The sequence below is a fragment of the Oleiphilus sp. HI0043 genome (genome assembly GCF_001634935.1).
Genome location: NZ_LWEY01000823.1, coordinates 1 through 691, shown reverse-complemented (window position 1 = coordinate 691; position 691 = coordinate 1). Strand labels below are relative to the sequence as shown.

The window sequence follows — 691 nt, the reverse complement described above, 5'->3', positions numbered from 1 at the left end:
AGCTACTGATTATATTATTGATCGTAGCACTTATTTTCGGCACCAAGAAACTACGCAATATGGGCGGAGACTTGGGTGGCGCCGTAAAAGGCTTTAAAAAAGCCATAAAAGATGATGAGAAAGCCGCTGTAGAAAAGAAAGACAGCGACATCATCGAAGGCAAAGCTGAAAAAGTCGAAAGCAATGATAAAGAGCAACAAAAGTAACCCTGATCAGGCACTAGCTATCGAATACTATGTTTGACGTTGGTTTTTTAGAGCTCGTCTTAATCGCTATCATCGGCCTATTGGTTTTAGGACCCGAGCGCCTGCCCGTTGCCGCTAGAACTCTGGGTCGCTGGTTTGGCAAAGCACGCCGCATGACCAGCCAGTTCACTCAGGAAATAAATCGCCAGATAGAACTCGAAGACCTAAAAAGCGAGCTTAAAAAGCAGGGCGAGAGTTTGGACATTAATGAAGATGTCGAAATGATCCAGAATACCGTTAAAGACGCCCTCAAAGAAGCTGAAGAGTTCGAGCCCTTACCAAGAGATGAGTATGACAAGCTGTTTCAGGCACCAAAAGAGCCTGATTCGTCAAAAGACCTTCAAAGCAATACGCAAAACGACAAGCCTAAGCAGTCATAACATGGCCTCCGTAATAAGCTAAGCATAGTAAAGACATGAGTAAGACTTCTGACAACGCAACTGAAA

2 protein-coding genes are annotated in these 691 nt (G+C 44.3%); both read left to right on the top strand.

Annotated features, from left to right (window positions below):
• The coding region (tatA, locus tag A3729_RS09340; RefSeq protein WP_068633734.1) for a twin-arginine translocase TatA/TatE family subunit at window positions 1-206 on the top strand (206 nt) is incomplete at its 5' end.
• A 29-nt stretch (window positions 207-235) separates the two neighbouring features.
• Window positions 236-625, top strand: a complete 390-nt coding sequence (gene tatB, locus A3729_RS09335; protein WP_068512008.1) for a Sec-independent protein translocase protein TatB — start codon at window positions 236-238, stop codon at window positions 623-625.
• Window positions 626-691: the final 66 nt, after the last annotated feature.